The organism is Brevundimonas sp., from assembly GCF_047617075.1.
Lineage (GTDB): Bacteria > Pseudomonadota > Alphaproteobacteria > Caulobacterales > Caulobacteraceae > Brevundimonas.
The window spans coordinates 201,442-222,723 of record NZ_JBLGCI010000004.1 but is presented as its reverse complement, the minus strand read 5'-3'; the positions used below and the strand labels follow the sequence as shown (position 1 = coordinate 222,723).

Sequence of the window (21,282 nt, the reverse complement as noted above, 5' to 3'; positions counted from 1 at the left end):
CTGGTGCTCGAGCTATGGCTCCGCAAGTGGCGCGCCCGGCTGGCCGCGCGGACTCAGACGTTCTTCGAGCCACTCCAGGATGCGACGGTGCATGTCGACGATGTTGGCCGGGCTCGCCAGGACGTGCCCTTCTCCCCGATAGGTGAGCAGTGATGCATCACGGTTCAGCCTGTACAGCGCGCCGAACATTGCCTCCGCCGATACCGGATCCAGGTCGCCGTGGATCAGCAGCGCCGGGATGCGAATGTCGTCGGCGTAGTAGAGGGGGCTCGCCGCCGTGTAGGTTCCGGGAGACTCCCACGGCAGGGCTCCCATGCCGCCCTGACCCGTTTCAAAATAGGCGATGCGGGGATTGCTCAGGACGCCATCGGACGGCACGGCAGAGAAGTGCAGCGTGTCACGCATTGCGGCACCGTAGTCGGCCATACCCGCCGAGGACACAACGGTCCTGTAGCGGTCAGTTCGAGCAGCCGCGACCATTGCGCCGCGTCCGCCGAAGCTGTGCCCCATCAGGGCGACCCGGTCCGCATCCAGGCCTCCGCGGGCCAGAGCCGCATCGAGCGCCACGCCGATCCTCTCAGAAAGGTCCGAGAGGGTCCCGTCACGCTCGGTGGAAAGCGGCAGGCTGGGAACAAGGACCGCGTATCCGGCCCCCGCGAAGACGAGGGGGCTGAGCTGCGATCGGGCGGCGCCCGGGCGGAGCATGTCCGGCGCCGTTTCGTGTGTATGGCCGGGATAGATCAGCACCACGAGCGGCCAGCCCTGAGAGGGAGGTTCGCCCGGCGGCAGGAGAAGCCAGCTTTTCAGCGCTTCGCCGTCAGCGCCGGCGTGGGATATTTCGGCGATCTCGCCCCACTGCAGGTTCGCGAGTTCCGGGTTCAGAACGCCCAGAACCCGGCCGCCGGCCGGGCCTGCCATGCGCACTGCAGTGGAGCCGTCAGCCTGCCTCTCAACGAACACTGCTGTCGCTCCGGCGGCCGCCACGCGCCGGCCTGAGAGGCCCGGACAGACCGGCGCCGCCCGGTCCGGACCGATCAGGCAGCCGCCTGGGCCGGCGAATGTTGAGGCGGCGGGCCCCGATGGATTCCAGCGTCCGCGGCTTCCCGCGTCGTAGGCCGATCCGTCCTCGGCCAAGCTGACGCCCGATTGTGGCGTTTCTCCCCAGCGGCCAAGGCCTGCGGAGGATTCAAACATTAGGCGTCCTTCCGGCCTGACCAGACGTCCATAGGGGTCGGCGTCAATGAGGCGGCCGCTGGAGGCTTCAAGCCATCGCTGCTGTCCATGCGCAGTTTCGACAAGCACTGCGGGACCGGTGTCTGTCCATCCGCCGCGAACAATCGGAAACTGCTCTGCGGACGCACGCACGATGGCAGGCGCCGAGCCGGCCAGGTTCAGGGCCGAAACCACGCCTTCACTCGACACCACATGAAAGTCGCCGCTGGACCATTGCGCCCCTCGGAGTCTTGAGAACACGAGCAGATCTTCGCCATCGTGCGACCAGCTCAGCAGGTGGCTCATGACATCGCGATCAGGCATCGGCTCGGTCGTGCGGCCGGAGCTCAGATCGATCATCCGCAGGCGCCGCCGCCGCGTCGGATCGCCGATGGTCAGGCGGCCGGCCGCCGGCTGAAGGTCTTCCGCGTTCTCAAGCACAGCGGCGCTGCGCCCCCCCGGAGAGATCTCAAGGTCGAAGAATTCGCCTTCCGCCAGGGTGCGGACCCTGCCGCTGCCGGGGTCGAGCAGGACCAGTCGCCCGGGCGCCGCCTGGGCCCGCCGGTCTCGGCGCGGCCCGCTCCATATCTGGAGCCCTGTCGCCGTGCTTCCTTCCAGAGCGGCCTCCCACGCGGCCGCTGTGACCGCCTGGGTCTCCCACCCCAGACGATAGAAGAGCGGCTGCCGCCCGGCCGGGGTAACGAGAGCTGCGATCTCGTGATTGTTCCGCCATGCGGCCGTTCGTCCGAGGACGGCGAGGTCCGCCGAAAGGCCGAACCATGTGACGTCTCCTGTTTCGAATGTGACGACGCCGAGCGTCCTCCCGTCGGCAGTGAGACGGTGGATCATCATCCGGGCGCCGTCGGGCGAGATGGGGCCGGCCCTGTAGCCTGCGTCGTCATCCGCGCCGATCACCAGATCGGGCCTGTGGCCGGATGCATCGGCGATGACCAGATCGGTAAGCAGATCCGGCGTCATCGTCCCGTACCGGTAACTCAGGGCCGCGTCGTAGCGGCCGCGGCGCTCCCAGACCACCCACCGGCCTGAACGTTCGACGCGAGCGCCTGCGAACGCCTCCATTCCTACCAGAGTCTCCGCCGTGAACTGCCGGGAACCTGCCGTATGAGCTGCGGCGGAGCCGGCGGAAAACATAGCGAGGATCAGGGCGGCTCCAATCAGCCGCCTCACCATTGCCGCGAGACCTGGAGCGCGACGAACCGGCCAAGAACGTCAGCATTGGCGGCGTCATAGGCGATGCCCTGAGGCGCGTTGTAGAAGGGAGGATCGGTGTCGAACAGGTTGCGCACGGTCAGCGCCACGTTCGTTCCGCCGGCCCAGCCGGCCCGCGGCGCCCAGCGCAACTGCGCATCTGCCGTCGTCCAGGCGCCAATCGGGCGGCCGTCCAGGTCGGCGTAGGAATCGGCATGGATCAGGGTCAGGCCAATGCCCAAAGGGCCTCTTGACCAGTCCGCGCTCGCCCGCAGCCTCAGGTCCAGCGGATTGTTCGGGGTGTCCAGGCGGCTGACCACCGGCGCGGCCGGCGTGGCCTGAGTCTCGTAGCGCAGGAGCCATGATGCCGAGCTGCCCAGCGTGAAACGATCGTCGCCACGCGAGAATGACCAGGATCCTGAAAGGTCTATACCTTCCACCACCAGGCTGTTGGTGTTCACATAGCGTGCATCAGCGACAGCGCCGTAGGCGTCGGCGGGAAATGCGCCGGCAAGCTGCGTGGCCGGGTCGTCGAGCAGGGCCTGGATGAGCGCGCGGTCCGCGGGGTCCGAACCGGGGGAGATGAACCGTATGAACGGCGCCAGCGCCGGATCACTCAGCGCTCCCAGAATATTATCCAGCACAGGCCGGCCGATGCGCTGGTCAAAGGCTGTCGAAAACCACGAGGCGCCCAGCCTGAGATCCGGCCGGGACCGGGGCCGGTATTCCAGGCCGGCGGTCCAGGATTCCGCCTCCTCAGGCTGAAGGCCGGGATTGCCGCCGTACTGAAGCATGGTCAGGGTCGTAAGGTCGCCATGCGGCAGAAGGCTGGGACTGTTCGCAGGCCGGTCATTCAGCTCAACCAGGGCAGGCGCGCGGAAAGATGTTCCCCAGCTGGCCCTCACCCGCCAGTCCGCCGCCGGCTCCCAAACAACGCCCAGTTTGGGATTGGCGGTCGAACCGATGTCCTCATAGTCCTCAATCCGGCCCGCCACGGACAACTCGAGCAGTTCCAGGCCCGCTCGCCGGTTGGATTCGCCGAAGAGGGGTATGCGAGCCTCCGCGAAGACCGCAGCGACCTGACGGGAAAAAGAGCGTGGAGTAAAAGCGTTGGGCGCATTTCCTGACGTGAAGGAGTAGCCGCCGTCGTGCTGCTCTTCCCGGCGGATGTTTGCTCCGATGGCCAGCCGCACGCCGCCTGCCGGCAGCCGCATCAGCGTGCCGTCTCCCTGCAGGTTGAATGAGGTCACCTCGGATTCGTTGATTGAGAGGGACCGGCCTGACGAAATAAACGCCAGCACCCCGGGGGTGTTTACCGCGCCGTCGCCGAAGGGATTGAAGTATCCGTCACTGGGTGCGCTGAAGGGGGTTTCCGGGTTGTCGGGCGTACGTCCCAGCGCTTCATTCAGAAAGGTGGAATTGACCTGGTTGGTGAAGCCGCCTTCGCTGATCTCCCGTGCGTAGGCGGCATAGACGCTCGCGCGCCAGTCGCCCGGCAGCCGAAGGTCGCCGCCAGCGCTGACCCCCAGATTTTCGGTTTCGCCGAAGATCCGGGTATGCCCGATCTCATCGCGGAATGAGTAGGCGATCTGGTGGGAGGCGGCGCCTGTTGGAGAGACGAAGTGGGGGTTGCGGTCATCGACGGTGATCATCGCCGAGGGCGGCGCTCCCGCGTTCTCCCAGTTTCGCCGTCCCCACCGCAGATCGCCGTCGAGGGTGAGCCGTTCGCCCAGCTCCTGGCGGCCTGCCGCGAAAATGCTGTGCCGGGTCTGACGCCCCAGAACGTTCATGCCTTCGCGCTGGTTGGCCAGATTGACCAGGCCGGGCAGGAAATCGCCCGGCTGAAGGCCTGAGCCGTTTTGATTTTCGGGGATGGCGAACAGCGGAACATAGCCCCCGGCGGCCGGGTCGTAGGCGACGATATTGCCGGGATTGCTGTAGATGTGGCGCCGGTCGGCCCCGCCGAACCGGCGCAGGTCGGCGTCGCCGGCCCGGTCCCGTTCGGAGGCGGGCAAAGCTTCCCGGTCCAGATACTCATAGCTGATGAGGCCGCCGCCGCCGTCCCAGCGGGTTCCGAGGCTTTGCGCGAATCCGTACTCGCCGCTCGGCCCGTCGGTCACGGAGCCGGCGCGCATACGTGTTTCCCCGCCCTCGAAATCCCGGCGCAGGATGATGTTGACCACGCCGCCCACAGCGTCTGACCCGTAAAGCGCGGACGCGCCGTCCAGAAGCACCTCGATGCGTTCGACCGCCGAGGTTGGGATGGTGGAGATATCGGCGAAGTCGGCCCGGGCGCCGGACCCGGCCATGCGCCTGCCGTTCACCAGAACCAGGGTAGCGTCGCTTCCAAGACCCCGGAGGTTTACGCCCGAGGCGTAGCTGACATTAGAGGCGCTGGTGTCCGCTCCGGTCTGCAGCGCGCCTTCATTGCCGGTGCCTCCGAAATTCTGCGGCAGCGCCTGGAGCGCCTGCGCGATGCTGGCGTAGCCCTGCCGGTCGATCTCATCGCGGTCCAGGGTCACCACCGGCGAAGGTCCGCCGCCGGCGCCGCGGATCAGGCTTCCTGTGATGACGATCTCATCGACAGTGGTCGCGCCGGGAGAAGGCTCGCGGTTCTCGCGCAGGCGGCGGACCACCAGAACATTGCGCCCGGTCCGCTCCGCAATGAGCTCCGATCCGGTCAGGAGACGCCGAAGGGCCTCGTCGGTGGACATCCGTCCGCGCAGCGCGGGTACCGTGAAGCCCTCAACCGCGGACGGATCGAACAGGAGGCGCTCGCCGGACTGGGCTGCCAGCGCGCGCAGCGCACTGTCGAGGGAGCCGGCAGGCAGATTAAGCTCAGCCTGAGCGGTCTGGGCGGCGGCCGGCACGGCGGCGAGTGTGAAAGCGCCGGGCGCAAGGCCGATCGCCCCGGCCATGAGCATTTGTCTTAGTGTCATCAGCGAGGTCCCCTCAATTCGCCGCGAACCGCGGCGTGAGGGAAGACGCCGGCGGACCGGGCTCACCCTGGCGGCCGTTCCGATTTTTCGTCCGGATGCGGCTCAAGGAGGATGACGGCGGGCCCCGCGCCGACCCTCAGGCCGTGAATACGCGCAGCCGCTTCGGCGAAGGCCAGACCGTGACCTGCGTCGAACACGCCGCTGACCGGCAGTCGGGGATCCACGCCGCCCGCCAGGCGGACCGGCCGCGTTTCATAGCGATTCACTTCGGCCAGGGCCGCCGACAACGGAACCGCATCGAACTCAATTCGGCCTTCTGTCCAGGCGGTAGCCGCTCTCGTATCGACGTGGACCGGGTCCGCTCCTGCTCCGGCGGCCGACCCTGCGATAATCTGCTGGCTGGGTTCAAGACGCCATGTCCGGGGCCGGCCGGCTGAGGACTGAACGGTCACCCCGCCTTCGACCAGGGTGACCCGCACCTGTTCTCCGGCCCGGCGGACGTCGAACAGGGTGCCTGTGGCTGTCACCCGGACTTCGCCGGCGCGCACTGTGAAGGGCCGCCCGGGATCGGGTGCGACCTGAAACAGGGCCTGGCCCCGCACCAGCTCCAGATCGCGCCGTTCCCGGCCGAGCCGGACGGTCACCGCGCTGGCCGTATCCAGATGGAGTTGAGAGCCGTCGGCCAGGCGCACCACGCGGCGCTCGCCGATGCCGGTGCTGAACTCATCGGGCCGGGCGCCCAGCCACACGCCGGCGATCACGGCTGCCGCGGCAGCTGCTGCGCCGGCGAACGCCCAGACCGGCCTCACCCGCTGTCTTCTTGCAGGGCGCACCACGGCGATTGCTAAAGCGGCCTGTATCTCCGGGTCGTCTCTGAGGGCGCCCGCGGTCCGCCATGCCGTTTCCACCGCCTCATATGCGGTCCGGTGCTCAGGGACCGCTCTCCAGGCCCGGAACGCTTCCAGATCGCTCACGCTGACTGTGCGCGCGTTCAGGCGCGCGAACCATTCTGCGGCTTCATCGCGAATCCGTCTGCGGGCGTTCGGTCTGTGCATGGGGCGCCTCAGTCTTCCAGCCGCTCGGCGCACCGGGCGAGCGCTTTGGACATGCGCCATTCGACCGTTTTCACGGATATATTCAAGTGACGGGCGATGGATTCATAGGTCAGCCCGCCAACGCGGCTCAGAAGGAAAACCTGACGGAGCGGTTCGGGCAGATCGAGTATGATCTGCTTCAGCATCAGTTGCTCGGCCTGATCGGCCGGAAAGCCGGGCTCCGTCACGCCGTCTCGCATGGGCTCGGCAGAGGGGCGGCGCGACTGACGCCGTCCCATGTCCGCCGCAAGATTTGCGGCGACCCGCCAGAGGAAGGCCCGCGGATGGCGAATATCGGCGGCGCGGCCGGAGCCGATGACCCGCAGATAGGTGTCCTGCACCAGGTCTTCAGCCAGATCCGGTTCGAAGCGGCGGCGCAGCATGCTGCGCAGCCAGGCCGCGTGACCTCTGAACAGGATGTCGGCGGCGGGACTCTCTTCCTCCGGAGCGGGAGGTGAAGCAGGGAATTTCGACACGGGCTCGCCTCCTTGATCGAGGCGAGCCCGGCCGAAGCACCGGGTGTTGAGAACATGCTTGAGGCATGCGCGGGCGCCTTTAGCCCGTGGGGGCCTGGACATACGCGCCAGCCACGCCGCTGCTGCGGAAGTTTATCGAAGTCGTCTCAAGCGAGGTTCTCACGCCTCGGCGCCGCACGCGGCGCCGGACTACTATCCGCTCAGCAGCGGCCTGAGATCAAGCGCTTCCGGACAGAGAAAGCCGCCCGGGGCGGACATGCGGCTTCAATCCGTTTGGACGACGCGCGTCCACACCGTATAGTGAAGCATGCCGCGCATCGCAGTGACCCAACCGCATCCGTTCGACGTTGAAGTGGGCGCCCGTATCGCGTTGAGGCGGCGGGCGCTTGGACTGAGCCAGACAGAACTCGGCCAGGGCGTCGGAATCACCTTCCAGCAGGTTCAGAAATACGAGCGGGGCGCCAACCGGGTTTCGGCGTCCCGTCTTTTCGAGATGTCGAAAGTTCTGGGCGTGAGCTGCGGCTGGCTCATGGGCGAACATGGGGCTCCCAGCGGCAGCGATCTCAGCGGAATCGACGCCTCCGCCCAGAAGCTCCTGGCCGCCTGGGAACGGCTCGCCCGGCGAGACCAGGATGCGGTTCTCGGCCTGGCTCAGGCTCTTTCGGCTCCCAAACAGGACGCCTGATCGCGGACTAACCCTCTGGACGCTGGCTGCTTTCTCCTCCTACCTTGCCTGACGGACGGAGGGGACAATGCAGGACAATCGCCTGACCCAGCGCGAAGTGCAGTGTGTCGTGCTGGCGGGCAAGGGACTCACGGACAAGGAAATCGCCCAGCGGCTTCGCCCGCATGGCCGCGGCATGTCGCCCAAGACGGTCAGCAACCACCTGCACAGCGCCTATCAGAAACTGGGCACCAGAAGCCGGGACGCCGCCGCGGCGATCGTCGCCCGGAATTACCCAGATCCACCCATACCCATGTCCGGGGCGGATCTGAGCGGGCCAGATCCGCTCGTCGCCGCCGGCCGCAAGGAGGGGGGCGAAGACGGTGGGCCAGGCTACAATCCTCTTTATGAGGCCTATGTCGCGCTCGGACCTTTGCGAACCCCGCCGCGCTGGGTGGGTTCGCGAACCGGCCTGATCCTTATCTGGACCCTGTTTGGTCTGATGCTGATCATCGCCGGTTTCGGGGTGCTTACCGCCTTCGGCTCCATCGACCGGTTTGCGGACGACGCTTTTCGATCAACCGCTGAAGGCGTGACCCATGAACCGCAATCCCAAGGCCGATGACTTCGCATCAGTCACGGCCGCCGAACTGCAGACCTTCGAACACAATCTCGACCGCGCCATCGCCAGCGGCGGGCAGGTGCTCATGACGCTCTCGGCGGGGCGCACGACGGCGAACCTCGCCGCGGCTGTCGGCCAGAAGGGCGCTGAACGGCTCGCCTCGGCGCTGCAGGGCCTGCTGACCGCCCGGGGCCATGTGGTGGACGCTCACCGCTATTTCGAGCGGGACGCGCGAGCCATGGGCATGGACTGGAATCTCTTCGCCCCGCTGGAAGACAAGGACGGCTCGACGATGCCCGACCAGCCCACCCGCGCCTCAGCCGGCGCGTGAACGGCGGCCGATGACTGCTGTTCTGCTTCCGGCCAATCTCATAGCCATCGCGCTGCTTCTGCGCTTCGGCGCCAGAGAGGATCGGCTCGGCGCCGCCTTGTTCGCGGGGGCGCTGATCGTCACGCCTCTGGTGGATCATGTGGTTCTGGGCAGCTGGAAGGCCGGAGCGGCCTGCGTGGACGCTCTCATGCTCATCGGCTTCTGGGTTCTCGCCGAGCGCTACGACCGCTGGTGGCTGGTTATGGCCGCGGGGTTTCAGCTGATCGCCGTCATCACCTTCGTCATTCCGTGGTTTCAGCCCGGAGCCTATTTCGTCTGGACCGGCGTCACCCTGAGGATCGGGGTCTGGCTGCTGCTGTCCGTCACACTGTTAATCGGCGCCTGGGAAGCCTGGGCCGCCCGAAGGTTCGCCAGGGAGGCGACCTATGCCCCATCCAACATTCGAAGAAGCCGCCCGTCACTGGCCCCGCCTGAACGGGGGTGATGAATCCGCACACCAGGACGAGCTTTATCAGGCCTGTGAGGAAGTCATCCTTCGGCGCGAAATCTCCTCGCCCGAGGATGCGCTGATCGTCTGCCAGGTCCTGCTGGACAATCTGAAGTCGGGCGAGCGTTCGGACGGTCTGGATGTCCAGGCGCTGGCGTCGCTGCGGAACTGGCTCGGCCATATAGCCGGCGGTCCGGGCCTGACCGGGCGGGCCCTGTTCCGCGGGGCGGCGCGCTGACCCGGGCTGCGCCTCCGACGGGCTCCTGAGGACGGGATTCAGTTCCGCGGATCCCGCAGGGGGAGCGCTCCTGCAGAGCCCGGGATCGGCTGCACGGCGCCCCCGGGCGCGCCGCCGCCGCCGTGAGCCGCAAGCTGCGCGAGATGCCGGCCCCAGATTTCAAGGGCTTCGTATTTCTCTGGCAGATAGGTGTGGCGGTCATAGATGCTCGTAACCGGCGCGCCCTCACGGATCGTATGTCCCAGAAGCAGGCCGGCGACCGTGCGCGGGACGCGGTAGCGGCCGATGAGAGTGGTCACGCCCGTGCGCCGCACATCGTGGGGAGATCCATGGGGCAGGCGGTTCTGTTCGCAGATCCTGGAGAACGCGCGCGTGATCGCGTGCGGGTCCAGATGATCGCCGCCGCCGCGCAGGGGAGGGAAGACAGCCGCCCGTGAAGGATTGCGCCGCCGCATCTGCTCAAGAACGGCCACCATGGGTCCGGTCAGCGGCACCACATGAACGTGGAGCGCCTTGGTGCGGCCCGCCGGGATGGTCCACAGGCCGGCCCGCATGTCGAACTCGGACCATCTGGCGCCGGCGGTTTCGGTCCGCCGGGTGAGGGTGAGGATGAGAAACTGAATGGCCAGGCCCATCTCCGGGGAGAGCTGCGCGCGGGGGCTGCGGCCCGGGTCCGGCTGAGACACGGCCGCGCCGGCCGCCTGCCAGATCGCGCCCATGGCCGAGTCGGAAAAAAGCCGGTCCCTCGGCGTGAGCGCCAGGGGGCGGGCCAGGCCCGCGGCGGGATTGGCGTCGAGTTTTTCCTCCAGCACGGCGTACTGAAGGATCGCCTGAACCAGGGCGCCGAGAGAGGCGATGCTTGCGGGAGACAGGCGGCTGTTCAGCACCAGTCCGTTCATGAAAACGCGGATGTCTGCGCGTCTCAGTTCCTTATAGCGGCGGTGACCCAGATCCTTGGCGATGTGCGTTCGCCACCAGGCCCGTTCCTTGTCTATGGTCGCCTCGCGCTTGGGGCGGCGGCGGCCGCCGTGAAGCCCCCGCGCCGCTGCGGTCCAGTAAGCTTCTGCCAGTTCCGCGAGGGTTTCTCCGGTCCTGGCCTGAAGCTTTTGCGCCGCCCGCTCCGCTGCCGGGTCGCCGCGGTCGTGAACCGACTGCCGCAGTTCGGCTGCCCTCAGGCGGGCTTCTGCCAGCGACAGATCCGGCCAGGCGCCCAGCACCATGCGCCGGCGGGCGCCCTCGGGACTGGTGTAGCGAAATTCGAACTTGCGCATGCCTGAGGCGAACACGCGCACATAGAGGCCTTTCGCCCCGCCGACGGCTGCCTCGAAGGGACTGGCGCGGGGTTTCAGGGCGGCGATCTGCCGATCGGCGGAGAGGGGGCGGGATGCGGGCATGGTCGGCTCCTTTGCTTTCGACCCCTGACGCCCTTTCTCCTGTGACCCCCTGAATGGCCCGTACGGTTTTGGCGAATTTGTCCCAGCGGATCGCCTTTTCCGCTTCTGTGAAAGCCGTATAAAACAGGTAGTTGCGGCTTTTGGGGTTCGTTCTGTGACCCCTACGAACGGCCACCGGGGGGGCAAATCGGGTAAAATTGCGCCCCGAAGAGCAAGACTGTTGAAACCGCTGGGAAATCCTGAGATGGCTGTGACCCCTCCGCGATTCTGCGGTGGGGTAGCTAGTGGGGCGCCGGCGACGGCGTTCGCTGCGATTGGGGTAACTGCGCTGAAACGCCGTTTCAAGCTAACCTGCTGAATATATTGCAGTTGAAACGTCATGAAACGCGGCGAAAATGTGTCTGAACCGGTTCACACCGAGGGGGTCACAGGTTCAATCCCTGTCGCATCCACCATTCTTTCTTGCGCGCAGCCGCCCAACCAACCCTGTGCGCGAATGGGAAGCGAGAGACGTCAGGTGAACAACCCGATCGCCCGCTTCCTCATCCGACAACGCCGCCGCTCAGCCGCCATGGCCATGGGCGCCTTGCACGATCCCGTCGCCCTGTCGCGGCTGGAGCTGCACCGGCTCGCCGTCCGCGCCTTTGATCGCGACCCCGCCGCCGCCCACGCCTTTCCAGTCGAGCGGATCCGGTCGCTGACCGCCACGGGGCGGGCAGGGGAGGCGCTGGATTTCGCCCGCACCCTGGCGCCCCGGCCCCAACACGATCTGGCTCTGTCCTTTTCCGCCTTCGATCCGGGCCTCGCCCTTACGAAATATGCGGGTCCCGATGCCTCCCTGCGCGCGGCGCTGATGCTCGCGGCGGGGCGCGAGGACGACGCCCGGCGCGCCCTCGATACCGCATCCGGTCCGCAGGCCGCGTTCCTGCGCGCCTCGCTGGATCGGCATGATCCGGCCAGGGCCGCGCCCGCATGGCGCGAGGGTTTCGCGGCATGGAGCCTGTCGCCGCCCGAGCCGGTTGATCCGGCCCTGCCGGTCAGTGTCACAAACGCCCGCGCCGACGCGTCGCCCGTCGTGGACGGCCCGCTGATCAGCGTCATCATGCCGTCGAGGAACGCGTCGCGCTGGGTGGCAGGGGCGGTGCGGTCGGTGCTGGATCAGAGCTGGCGCAATCTGGAGTTCCTGTTCGTCGACGACGCCTCCACCGACGACAACGCCGAGCGGGCGCTGGCGGCGGCCGACGGCGACCCGCGCTTCGTCCTGATCCGACAGTCGCAGCGGGGCGGCGCCTACACCGCCCGCAACGCGGCGCTGGCCCGCGCCAAGGGCCACTGGGTGGCGGTTCAGGATTCCGATGAATGGGCGCACCCCGACCGCCTGGCCCGTCAGGTCGCCGAGATGCGCGCCCGCAAGCTGACCGCCCATTCCGGCCGCAGCCTGCGCGTGGACGCCGAGGGCGAGATCCACGCGAGGGGCGTCTGGCCCCTGACACGATGGGCGCCGTCCACTTTGATGTTCGAGCGAGCGCCGGTGCTGCAACGGGCCGGCTATTTCCATCAGGTGCTGAGCGGCGCCGACAATGAATACTGGTGGCGGCTGGTGCAGCTGTTCGGGCCGCGCCGCGCCGCCATATCGCGCACGCCCCTGATCCTCGGCGCGTGGCGCGCTGATTCTCTGACCGGAGCGAAGGACAGCGGTTTCGGGTCCGGGGGCTTTAATCTGGATCGGTTGATCTACTGGGAGCGGTGGTCCTTCTGGCACGCCCGCAATCTGCGCACCCCGGCCGCCCTGCGGCTGGAGCCCGGCGACCAACCCTTCCGGTCGCCGAAGAAGATCGTACTCTAGCCGGCGTGAGGCGGCGGCGCCTTTCGACCCTTTCCGATTGTTCACGTGCCTTTGAACACGCGCCTTGGCAGTATTGGGCATCAAGTCATCGCCGAGGGGTCATCCAATGCTTCGCATCCTGCTTATCGCCGCCATCGCCGCGCCGCTGCTGTCCGGCTGCATCATCATTTCCACCGACGAGCCCACCACGCGCGTCATCACCAGCAGCGACGAGTCGAACAACTGATGCGTGGTCTTGTTCTGATTCTGGCCGCCCCTCTGATGCTGGGCGGCTGCGTTATCTATTCCAGCGACAGCGGTGAGACGACGACGGTGCGCGCCGCCTCGACCAGCTCGATCGACCTGCAGCCGCGTGAACTGGAAAGCGTGCATGGCGTCCGGTTCGAGCGCGATCAGGCGGTGGTGCGCGTCACCTCCAACGGCTGCACCGAGAAGTCCGATTTCAGCGTTGAGATCGTGGATGGCGGCGCCATGGCCGGGGAAATGACCCTGGTCCGCACTGAAGCCGACCTCTGCCGCGCCTTGGTCGCCGAGGGCGTTGAGCTGTCCTGGACCTATGACGAGCTGGGCCTGGAGCGCGGCGCGGCCCTGGTTCTGGCCAACCCGCTGGTCGTGCCCTGAATACCGCGATTGGTCAGGCCTCGAACGGCCTGACCATTTCGGGCGGAATGCGGTGGGGCCGCATGGTTTTCGCGTCCACCAGGCACCATTCGGACAGGCCCTGTGCGCACAGGCGGCCCTCGCCGTCCTCGATGCGGACGTAGCGGTTGAAGCGCGGCCCCTGCGGATCGCCGACCCAGGTGCGGGCCACGGCTGTGGCGCCGGGGGGCAGGGGCCGGAAATAGTCCACCTCGTGGCGCAGGGCGACCCAGGACCATCGGGCCCGGTCTTCCGCGCTGAACAAGCTGTTCCAGTGGGCCGTGCCCGCTTCCTGCAGCCAGCTCACATAGACCACATTGTTGACGTGGCCGTTGTCGTCGATGTGTTCGCCCTTGATCGTCAGCGGCAGTGTGAAGACCTGGCGGTCCTCGCGCGGGGTCAGTTCCCGCCGCGCCACGGTCAGGCCTCGCCCAGGACCACGCCCTTTTCGGTCAGGGCCTGCTGAAGCTCGCCGGACTGAAACATCTCGCGCACGATGTCCGAACCGCCGACGAATTCGCCCTTCACATACAACTGCGGAATGGTGGGCCAGTCGGTGAAGGTCTTGATGCCGTCGCGCAGGGCCTCGTCCTGCAGCACGTCCACCCCCACGAACGGCGCGCCCACGTGATCCAGTATCTGCACGACCGCGGCCGAGAAGCCGCATCGGGGCGCATCTGGCGTGCCTTTCATGAACAGCACCACCGGATGCTCGGCCACGGTGGCGGCGATGAAGGCGTGGACGGGATTTTCGGTCGTATCGGTCACGGGATTTCGCCTGTGCAGGAGGAACCCGTCAGCTAGGGACCGATCAGGGCCGGGTCAAGGCAAGGGGAAATCCTTTGCCCTATCGCTCGCGTCGCGGACGCTCGCTGCTTGAGGGCTGTCAGGCCGCCGCCATGCGAACACGGGCCATCTCGATCTGGGCGCTGAGGCCTGGGGGCAGATCGCGCTCGGGCACGGCGGCCAGGGCTTCGATGCGATCAGCCGAGCCGGCGTCAACCATCACCGACGCCACCGACGGATCGGTCAGGGCGAAGGCCAGGCAGATGTGTTCGGCCTGCCAGCCGTGGGTCTGGTGCAGGAAGGCGAAGGTTCCGGCTCCCGCCAGCGGATCGTGTTTCGGCCGCCCGCCGCCCAAGCCGAAAAGACCCTTTTTGGGCTCATGCAGGACCTCGGCCTTTTTCACCGTGTCCAGTTCGCGGGGGAAATAGCCGTAGGCCATGACCGCCATGTCCTGTTCCAGCGCCGCGCGCATGCGGTGCTTGGTCTGCCAGGACGCGTTCACATGATAGGCGGTGGCCAGCACATCGAAGGCGCCGGTGGAGACATAGGCGTCCATCACATCGGTGTCCCCCGCCACGCCCAGCATGCGGACACGGCCCGAGGTGCGCTGCGCCTTAAGCGCGGTCAGCGCCGCCTGGGGCATCTCGTCCTCGCCCGGTTCGTCCAGCATGGCCAGGTCGATCCAGCCCAGACCGGAAGCGTGCAGCACCCGGTCGATGGAGCCCGTCAGGCCTTGCGGCGAGAAATCTCGTCCGCCCCGGCGGCCCTCGAAACGACCCAGACCTACCGAGACCTGAATCAGCTTGCGGTCCACCTGCGCCAGGGCCTCGCCCGCCGCTTCCGCCAGAACCGGATCGGCGGTGGTCAGGTGGAAGGTGTTGATGCCTGCCTCGAGCCCGGCGAACACCAGATCGTGGACCCGCGACGGGCCGCCGCCCAACGCGTCTGCGCCCACCTTCAGGGTGAGGGCGGAAACCGCCGAGCCGGACCGGCCGAATGGACGATAGCGCATGGTTCAGGCTCCCTCGGGTGCGCTGGTCTCCAGCGCCAGGGCGTGAAGTTCGCCGCCCATCTTGCCCTTCAGCGCCGCATAGACGGCCTGATGCTGTTTCACCCGCGACTGCCCGGCGAAGGCGGCGGAAACGATGCGCGCGCGATAATGATCGCCGTCGCCGGCCAGATCCTGAATTTCGATCTCGGCGTCGGGAAACGCCTCGCGCAGATGCTGTTCCAGCGCCTCGACAGGCATGGGCATGGGAAATCGGCCTCCGAATAACGACGTTAAGGATGCCCGATAATCCTTAAGGGGCGGCTTACGCGATCGGTCAGGACGCGGCGGGTCAGTCCGTGCTGTCGTTCTGGAATTGATTCAGCTGGTGCATGCGTTCGTGCAGGACGGTCATAATGCCGATCCCGTTGCCGGAAAGCACCCGCCAGTAGACGTAATGCCGCTCATACCGGGTGTAGAAGCCTTCCACACCGAACTCCGCCGGAATGGCGCGCCAGACCACACGGCGGGCGGCGATGTCTTCAAAACAGGCGAACAGGCCCCTGATGTATCGCTCGGCCTGCGCTGCGCCCCAGGTGGTCCGAGTGTGAACCAGTATCTCGTCCAGGCGCCGCGCGGCCGATGGCGAGATGCGTACGTCCGGCATCCACCTAGACCGCTGCGCGGCGCAGGATCACATCGTCGGCGGTCAGAGGGCGATAGCTGTCTTCCGGGGCGCTGAAAGCGGCGTGCAACTCAGCCTTCAGCCGCGAGAACCGTTCCGCCTCGACCCGTTCCTTGTCACGGCGGATCAGGTCGCGCACGTATTCGCTGACATTCTCATAGGCGCCGTCCGCACCGACGTTGTCGGCGACGAAATCGCTCAGGGGACCGCTGACCCGCACGTTGAGCGTCATGGGATTCGACATGTGGGCCTCCTTGTCCTCAATTTAAGGGATTTTGTGGACAAGGCAAGATTGTCAGCCGTTGATCCACCCCGGCATCCAGCCTTCGTGTTTCGCGCGCAGGTCCTTCAGAGGAATGCTGAACAGTCCCTTCGAGGCGAAGTCGGTTCCTTCGGCGCGGCCCACGACCGAGGCATGGAGACCGCCGGCGCGCGCCGCCGCGATCAACTCCTCGGCGTCCTGAACCGCGACCAGATAGCGGGCCTGATCCTCGGCGAAGAGCAGGATGTGGGCGTGCTGCTCGCTGGTGGCGTCCAGAACGACGCCGGTGTCCGACGCCAGGGCCAGGTCCGCCGCCGCGCCGATCAGGCCGCCGTCGGACAGGTCGTGGACCACGGTCAGCTTGCCCGCCTCGATCAGCCCGCGCACGAAGTCGCCGGTCCTGCGCTCCAGCGCCAGGTCCACCGGCGGCGGCGCCCCGTCCTCACGGCCCAGCACCTCGCGCAGATAGATGGAGGCGCCCAGTTCGCCGTGGGTGTCGCCGATCAGGACCAGCGTGTCCCCCTCGACCATGCCGGCGAAACCGGTGGTCACGTCATAGTTGGGCAGCAGGCCGACCGCGCCCACGGTCGGGGTGGGGGGAATGGCGACGCCGTTGGTCTCGTTGTAGAGCGACACGTTCCCGCTCACGACCGGGAAGTCCAGGGCGGCGCAGGCCTCGGCCATGCCGTCGATGGCCCGCACGATCTGGCCCATGATCTCCGGGCGCTGAGGGTTGCCGAAGTTCAGGTTGTCGGTGATGGCGATGGGGCGGCTACCCACGGCCGTCAGGTTGCGCCACGCCTCGGCCACCGCCTGCTTGCCGCCTTCATAGGGATCGTTCTGCACATAGCGGGGGGTGCAGTCGCTGGTGACCGCCAGACCCTTGTCCGTGCCGTGAACCCGGACCACGCCGGCGTCCGCGCCGGTGGCGGAATCCTGGATGGTGTCGGCCATCACGTGGCGGTCGTACTGCTCCCAGATCCAGCGCTTGGACGCCATGTCGGGGCAGGCGATGACCTTGATCACCGCCTCGGTCCAGTCGGCGGGAGCAGGCACGTCCTTGGGGTCGATGCGCGGGTGCAGGGCCGGCTGTGTCCACGGCCGGTCATACAGGGGCGCGTCGTCGAACAGGGGCGCCAGCGGCACGTCGCAGACCACCTCGCCCTTGTGCTTCAGCACCAGATGGCCGGTGTCGGTGGTCTTGCCGATGACGGCGGCGTCCAGACCCCATTTCTCGAAGATGCGGCGGCCGTCGTCCTCCCGACCCGGCTTGAGCACCGCCAGCATGCGCTCCTGACTTTCGGACAGCATCATCTCATAGGCGGTCATGCCCTCTTCGCGCTGGGGCACCTGATCCAGGTCCAGCTCGACGCCGACGCCGCCCTTGCCCGCCATCTCCACGGAGGAGGAGGTCAGGCCCGCCGCGCCCATGTCCTGGATGGCGGCCACGGCGCCGGAGGCCATCAGCTCCAGCGTCGCCTCGATCAGCAGCTTTTCGGCGAACGGGTCGCCCACCTGCACCGTCGGGCGCTTGGCGTCGGACTCGTCGTCGAACTCGGCCGAGGACATGGTGGCGCCGTGGATGCCGTCCCGCCCGGTCTTGGAGCCGAAATAGACCACCGAATGGCCCGCCGCCGGGGCGGCCGAATAGAAGATCGAGTCCGCCTTGGCCACGCCCACGCACATGGCGTTGACCAGAATGTTTCCGTTGTAGCCCCGGTGGAAATTGGTCTCGCCCGCCACGGTGGGCACGCCCACGCAGTTGCCGTAGCCGCCGATGCCGGCCACCACGCCGGTGACGAGGCGGCGGGTCTTCTCGTGCTCCGGATCGCCGAAGCGCAGGGCGTTCAGCAGAGCCACCGGCCGCGCGCCCATGGTGAAGACGTCGCGCATGATGCCGCCGACGCCCGTGGCCGCGCCCTGATAGGGCTCGATGAAGGACGGATGGTTATGGCTCTCCATCTTGAAGATGCAGGCGTCGCCGTCGTCGATGTCGATGACCCCGGCGTTCTCGCCCGGGCCGCAGATCACACGGGGGCCCTTGGTGGGGAACTTGCCCAGATGGATCTTGGACGACTTGTAGGAGCAGTGCTCGGACCACATCACCGAGAAGACGCCCAGCTCCACCTGATTGGGCTCTCGGCCCAGGCGATCCAGGACGACCTGATATTCGTTTTCGGCCAGGCCGTATTCGGCGGCCAGTTCGGCCATGGTGGGGGTGTGCGCGCTCATGGGCGCGCTTCTAGCGTCCCCGGGGAGTCGTGTCAGCCTCTCGTGTACGTCAGCGCGCGATGTCGCGCTTCAGGCGGAACACCAGGATCAATGAGACGATCAGAACCAGCAGGGAGGCGGCGAGGGCGCTGAAGCCCAGCAGGGGGTTGCGCTCCTGCTCGGCCACGAACACCGCCATCAGGCCCCAGGCGATGGGCAGGGGATAGGCCATCAGGCGCAGGCGCCAAGTCACCAGCAGGGCGGCGGCCACGACGACGGCTACGGCCAGCAGGGCCCAGCCGGTGGGCGGCAGGCCCGGCGGCAGGGCGTCGTTCGCGGTGGCGACGGTCAGGACGTTCGCCGCCGTGGCGATGGTCAGCCATCCGGCCAGCAGGCCCAGCGGCCAGGCGATCAGCCATCGGTCCGAATCCCGGGTCGGCGCCGCGCGGATCAATTGGGTGCTCATCAGCATCGGCGCGACCAGCACCAGCCCCGAGCCGGCGATCAGCACGATGGTGGCCGCGTCCCAGCCCGCGGCCGAGGCGATGACCCACAGGCCGATGCCGAACATGGCCGCCGCCGACGGCCAGCCCATTCGGCTGAGCAGCTGGCTCTCGCCGGTGCGCGGCAGCACCTGCCACACGCCATAGGCGATCAGCCAGGTGTAGATCAGGCCCCAGATGGTGAAGGCGTAGCTGGCCACCCGCAGGGTCTGGTCGCCATCGGCCGAGAACTCGGCCGGGCTCTGCCCCCAACCCAGCAGAATCTGACCGTATCCGATGATCGGCGCGAACAGGGCCGCGGCCAGCACGATGAAGCGGCGGGTTTGCTGGGTTGGCGTGGGGCGAATGATGGAGGACATGGGGGCGCTCCGGCGTGAAAATGGAAGCTTTGCTGAACTACGCGCGCGGGGGCTGAAAGGTTGCCGCCGGCGCGCCGGAACATTCATCACGGCCCCCGGTTGCCTTGGCGGACGGCGGATGGTCCGCCCGAACGGAGATCGCCATGACCGACACCAAAGCCACCCCCGAAGACCCCCACTTCGAAACCGACGAAGTCCAGGCCGATCGTGCCCGCCAGCAAGGGCTGGGCGTGGGCGAACGCGAACTGCAGGCCCAGCGCGACCCCGGTGGCGTTCAGCCCGTTGATGCGGACGAGCGCCTCGCTGACGAGAACGATACGGTGGAGCGCATCGACGAGTCCATCGGCGTCCAGGGCCAGGCGAGCCCCGCGTCCGGAACCGGCGCCTGACGCCTAGTCCGCTGCGAACAGCGCCTCGGCCGCCAGCACCATGGCGGTCACCCCGGCGGTGACGGAGGGCTCTGGTTCGATGCGGAAGAAGGGCGAGTGGTGGGACGACGCCGTCTCCAGCTCGCCCTGAGCCGTGCCGCCCACGGCGAAATAGACCCCGCGCACGCCCGTGCCCGGGGCGATGAAATAGGAGAAGTCCTCCGCCCCCATGCCCTCGCGCGGGCGATCGATCAGGATGTCCTCGCCCATGCCCGTCGCGATGGCGGAGCGCACAATGGCGGCGGTTGGGGTGTCATTGATGGTTGGGGGTGTGGTCTGTGTCTCTGACCGCGTGACCACCGGCAGCAGGTCTTCCGGCACCCCCAGCGCCACCGCCGTGCCCCGCGCCACCCGGTCGATGCCGTCGAGAAGCTGCTCGCGCACCTCGAAATCGTCCGATCGCACCGTCAGTTGAAGGTCCACCCGGTCCGGGATGATGTTGTGCTTGATGCCGCCGTGGATGGACCCGACCGTGATGACGCCGGGGCTTAGGGGCGCGATTTCGCGGCTGACCACCGATTGCAGCGACACCACGATCTGACTGGCCACCAGGATCGGGTCCACGCCCATGTGGGGCGAGGCGCCGTGGGCCCCCACGCCCCGCACGGTGATGTCCACGCTGTCCGAGCTGGAATAGGCGATGGCCTCGGGCACCATGATGCGTCCGGCCTCAAGCCCCGAGGCCACGTGGAAGGCGACGGCGTAATCCGGTTTCGGGAACCGCTCGTACAGCCCATCCTCCATCATGGTGCGGGCGCCGGAGATGGTCTCCTCCGCGGGCTGGGCGATCAAAATCAGGGTGCCGGACCAGTTGTCCCGCCGCGCCTGCATCTGGCGGGCCGTACCCACAAGAGCGGTGATGTGCACGTCGTGGCCGCAGGCGTGCATGACCGGCTTCTCGGTTCCGTCGTGGTCCACCTGCCGCGCTGTGGAGGCGTTGGCCAGACCGGAATCTTCCGCGATGGGCAGCCCGTCCATGTCGGCGCGCAGCATGACGGTGGGCCCGTCGCCGTTGCGCAGGATCGCCACGACCCCGTGACCGCCGACGCCGGTGGTCACCTCATAACCCAGCGCCTCCAGCTCCTGCGCCATGCGCGCGGCGGTCTGGACCTCCAGCCCCGACAGCTCCGGATTGCGGTGGAAGTGGTCCCACAGCGCCGCCAGATTGGCCTGATAGTCCTGCGCCACCGCCCGCTCCAGCGCTGCGTCCTGCGCGAAGACGGGCGAGGCGAGGGCGGCCGCGCAGGCCGCCAGCATCAGCAGTCGTTTCATGGTTCAGCCCCTGTCTGTTCGACAGGGACTGTAGCCCAGCCGCAGGGCGAGGCAATCTCCGCGTCTGCCTGCTCGATACGCCTGATCAGGCCTTGAGCAGCATGTCCGCGCCCACCACGCCGCTGACGGCCAGCGTTGCGACCACATAGGCGACGATGTTGGTTTTCCCCGACACGCCCAGGCGACGGGCGCCGATCCAGACCAGGCCGACCAGGACCAGAACCGTGACCACGGGCAGGGTCCATGTTCCCAGACCGAAGGCCAGGCTGAGGCGGGCCTCATCATTGGGATTCATGATCGTGATGACGGCCGCCATGAAGCGCATGAAGGCTGCGGCGTAGAGGACAGCATAGGCCGCGAGGCTCTCGCGAGCGAGGACCAGCGCCAGAGCGACCAAGGCCTGCAGGGCGGTGACGGCGGGCCCGCCGGCAGTGATCAGCAGGCGATGGTCGTCCGGGACCGCGCCTCGGACGCCCGCGCTGTTCAAGCCGTAATAGGCCTCATGGCCGAGTAGTTCACCGACCGCCCAGTGCCCCGCCTCGTGAAGGGCGAAGGTGAGGATCACCGCCACGAACAGCCAAATCTGGAAGCCCCAGTTGATCCGTTTTTCCGTCGCCATGCGCCATCCCCCAAATGC

Annotated in this window: 23 protein-coding genes; 8 read left to right on the top strand and 15 right to left on the bottom strand. The window is 67.4% G+C overall.

Features of this window, described 5'->3' with window-relative positions; translation table 11 throughout:
• Positions 1–12 precede the first annotated feature (12 nt).
• The 4 genes from ACI8U3_RS06165 to ACI8U3_RS06150 form a co-directional block, all read right to left on the bottom strand.
• Entirely contained in the window at positions 13–2,292 is a 2,280-nt protein-coding gene (locus ACI8U3_RS06165; RefSeq protein WP_415013982.1) for an alpha/beta hydrolase family protein, read from the bottom strand.
• A gap of 104 nt (positions 2,293–2,396) precedes the next feature.
• Positions 2,397–5,360: a TonB-dependent receptor domain-containing protein gene (locus tag ACI8U3_RS06160; RefSeq protein WP_415013981.1), complete on the bottom strand. Its 2,964-nt coding sequence runs from the start codon at positions 5,358–5,360 to the stop codon at positions 2,397–2,399.
• A 62-nt stretch (positions 5,361–5,422) separates the two neighbouring features.
• Complete coding sequence (locus ACI8U3_RS06155; RefSeq protein ID WP_415013980.1) at positions 5,423–6,415, bottom strand: FecR family protein; 993 nt, start codon at positions 6,413–6,415, stop codon at positions 5,423–5,425.
• An 8-nt stretch (positions 6,416–6,423) separates the two neighbouring features.
• Positions 6,424–6,930 carry an RNA polymerase sigma factor gene (locus tag ACI8U3_RS06150; RefSeq protein WP_415013979.1) on the bottom strand — a complete coding sequence of 169 codons (507 nt, stop codon included), beginning with the start codon at positions 6,928–6,930 and terminating at the stop codon, positions 6,424–6,426.
• Positions 6,931–7,237: 307 nt separating this feature from the next.
• Here ACI8U3_RS06150 and ACI8U3_RS06145 point away from each other — a divergent pair, with 307 nt between their 5' ends.
• The 5 genes from ACI8U3_RS06145 to ACI8U3_RS06125 all read left to right on the top strand — a co-directional run bounded on the left by ACI8U3_RS06145 (position 7,238) and on the right by ACI8U3_RS06125 (position 9,272).
• Positions 7,238–7,615, top strand: a complete 378-nt coding sequence (locus ACI8U3_RS06145) for a helix-turn-helix domain-containing protein (RefSeq protein ID WP_415013978.1) — start codon at positions 7,238–7,240, stop codon at positions 7,613–7,615.
• A gap of 67 nt (positions 7,616–7,682) precedes the next feature.
• On the top strand, positions 7,683–8,219 hold the full coding sequence (locus tag ACI8U3_RS06140) for a helix-turn-helix domain-containing protein (protein WP_415013977.1): 537 nt from the start codon (positions 7,683–7,685) through the stop codon (positions 8,217–8,219).
• Complete coding sequence (locus tag ACI8U3_RS06135) at positions 8,194–8,547, top strand: hypothetical protein (protein ID WP_415013976.1); 354 nt, start codon at positions 8,194–8,196, stop codon at positions 8,545–8,547. Before ACI8U3_RS06140 ends, ACI8U3_RS06135 begins: the two co-directional genes overlap by 26 nt.
• Before the next feature lie 10 nt (positions 8,548–8,557).
• Complete coding sequence (locus ACI8U3_RS06130; RefSeq protein ID WP_415013975.1) at positions 8,558–9,031, top strand: hypothetical protein; 474 nt, start codon at positions 8,558–8,560, stop codon at positions 9,029–9,031.
• The gene (locus tag ACI8U3_RS06125) at positions 8,973–9,272 is read left to right on the top strand and encodes a hypothetical protein (protein WP_415013974.1); all 300 of its coding nucleotides are present in this window, start codon (positions 8,973–8,975) and stop codon (positions 9,270–9,272) included. The genes ACI8U3_RS06130 and ACI8U3_RS06125 overlap by 59 nt, the downstream gene beginning before the upstream one ends.
• A 38-nt stretch (positions 9,273–9,310) precedes the next feature.
• Here ACI8U3_RS06125 and ACI8U3_RS06120 read toward each other — a convergent pair whose 3' ends face one another.
• Positions 9,311–10,666 carry a tyrosine-type recombinase/integrase gene (locus ACI8U3_RS06120; protein ID WP_415013973.1) on the bottom strand — a complete coding sequence of 452 codons (1,356 nt, stop codon included), beginning with the start codon at positions 10,664–10,666 and terminating at the stop codon, positions 9,311–9,313.
• A gap of 517 nt (positions 10,667–11,183) precedes the next feature.
• Here ACI8U3_RS06120 and ACI8U3_RS06115 point away from each other — a divergent pair.
• Both ACI8U3_RS06115 and ACI8U3_RS06110 read left to right on the top strand, forming a co-directional pair.
• Positions 11,184–12,512, top strand: a complete 1,329-nt coding sequence (locus ACI8U3_RS06115) for a glycosyltransferase family 2 protein (RefSeq protein WP_415013972.1) — start codon at positions 11,184–11,186, stop codon at positions 12,510–12,512.
• Between the two features lie 225 nt (positions 12,513–12,737).
• Positions 12,738–13,133, top strand: a complete 396-nt coding sequence (locus ACI8U3_RS06110; RefSeq protein ID WP_415013971.1) for a hypothetical protein — start codon at positions 12,738–12,740, stop codon at positions 13,131–13,133.
• A 13-nt stretch (positions 13,134–13,146) separates the two neighbouring features.
• Here ACI8U3_RS06110 and ACI8U3_RS06105 read toward each other — a convergent pair whose 3' ends face one another.
• The 8 genes from ACI8U3_RS06105 to ACI8U3_RS06070 form a co-directional block, all read right to left on the bottom strand.
• Entirely contained in the window at positions 13,147–13,569 is a 423-nt protein-coding gene (locus ACI8U3_RS06105) for an acyl-CoA thioesterase (RefSeq protein ID WP_415013970.1), read from the bottom strand.
• Positions 13,570–13,571: 2 nt separating this feature from the next.
• Entirely contained in the window at positions 13,572–13,919 is a 348-nt protein-coding gene (grxD, locus tag ACI8U3_RS06100) for a Grx4 family monothiol glutaredoxin (protein WP_415013969.1), read from the bottom strand.
• A 118-nt stretch (positions 13,920–14,037) separates the two neighbouring features.
• Positions 14,038–14,949: an aldo/keto reductase gene (locus ACI8U3_RS06095; protein WP_415013968.1), complete on the bottom strand. Its 912-nt coding sequence runs from the start codon at positions 14,947–14,949 to the stop codon at positions 14,038–14,040.
• A 3-nt stretch (positions 14,950–14,952) separates the two neighbouring features.
• Positions 14,953–15,192, bottom strand: a complete 240-nt coding sequence (locus ACI8U3_RS06090) for a BolA family protein (RefSeq protein WP_415013967.1) — start codon at positions 15,190–15,192, stop codon at positions 14,953–14,955.
• An 85-nt stretch (positions 15,193–15,277) separates the two neighbouring features.
• A complete protein-coding gene (locus ACI8U3_RS06085; protein WP_415013966.1) occupies positions 15,278–15,592 on the bottom strand; it encodes a type II toxin-antitoxin system RelE/ParE family toxin in 315 nt (104 codons plus the stop codon).
• A gap of 4 nt (positions 15,593–15,596) precedes the next feature.
• Positions 15,597–15,854: a ribbon-helix-helix domain-containing protein gene (locus tag ACI8U3_RS06080; RefSeq protein ID WP_415013965.1), complete on the bottom strand. Its 258-nt coding sequence runs from the start codon at positions 15,852–15,854 to the stop codon at positions 15,597–15,599.
• Positions 15,855–15,905: 51 nt separating this feature from the next.
• A complete protein-coding gene (purL, locus tag ACI8U3_RS06075) occupies positions 15,906–18,104 on the bottom strand; it encodes a phosphoribosylformylglycinamidine synthase subunit PurL (protein WP_415013964.1) in 2,199 nt (732 codons plus the stop codon).
• A gap of 49 nt (positions 18,105–18,153) precedes the next feature.
• Positions 18,154–18,945 carry a hypothetical protein gene (locus ACI8U3_RS06070; protein ID WP_415013963.1) on the bottom strand — a complete coding sequence of 264 codons (792 nt, stop codon included), beginning with the start codon at positions 18,943–18,945 and terminating at the stop codon, positions 18,154–18,156.
• 143 nt (positions 18,946–19,088) lie between these two features.
• Here ACI8U3_RS06070 and ACI8U3_RS06065 point away from each other — a divergent pair, with 143 nt between their 5' ends.
• The gene (locus tag ACI8U3_RS06065) at positions 19,089–19,334 is read left to right on the top strand and encodes a hypothetical protein (protein ID WP_415013962.1); all 246 of its coding nucleotides are present in this window, start codon (positions 19,089–19,091) and stop codon (positions 19,332–19,334) included.
• Positions 19,335–19,337: 3 nt separating this feature from the next.
• Here ACI8U3_RS06065 and ACI8U3_RS06060 read toward each other — a convergent pair whose 3' ends face one another.
• The gene (locus ACI8U3_RS06060; RefSeq protein ID WP_415013961.1) at positions 19,338–20,645 is read right to left on the bottom strand and encodes an amidohydrolase; all 1,308 of its coding nucleotides are present in this window, start codon (positions 20,643–20,645) and stop codon (positions 19,338–19,340) included.
• An 85-nt stretch (positions 20,646–20,730) separates the two neighbouring features.
• Positions 20,731–21,264: a hypothetical protein gene (locus ACI8U3_RS06055; protein ID WP_415013960.1), complete on the bottom strand. Its 534-nt coding sequence runs from the start codon at positions 21,262–21,264 to the stop codon at positions 20,731–20,733.
• Positions 21,265–21,282 lie beyond the last annotated feature (18 nt).